This window comes from Mesorhizobium sp. WSM4898, from assembly GCF_029625845.1.
Classification (GTDB): Bacteria; Pseudomonadota; Alphaproteobacteria; order Rhizobiales; family Rhizobiaceae; genus Mesorhizobium.
In genome coordinates this window covers 1-255 of the sequence record NZ_JARTVQ010000048.1, presented here as the reverse complement: position 1 = coordinate 255, position 255 = coordinate 1, and the positions used below count along the sequence as shown (strand labels likewise).

General features: G+C 73.7%; 1 protein-coding gene. It reads left to right on the top strand.

The features are described from left to right. Positions 1 to 255: hypothetical protein (locus tag P9228_RS30895; protein WP_278057063.1), on the top strand; the 255-nt coding region annotated here is incomplete at both ends.

Below are 255 nucleotides of genomic sequence, written 5' to 3'. Positions count from 1 at the left end.
GACCCACGTGCCCATCACCCTGACCATCACCGCGAACACGTTGCCGGAGGCCCTGGCGGCGCTCGGCGATCTGCACGCGCGCACCGAGATGCGCGCCGCCATCGCGACCGAATTCCCGTTCCAGGAGGTGGCGCACCCGTCGGTGACGCTCCCGCCCATCGAGCAGCAGACCTTCGGGCCGCTGCCGGTGAACCCCGAAGGGCCGCTTGCCGAGGCCGCGGCGGCCGCGCGCCTTGGGCTGCAGCGCCTCGACGC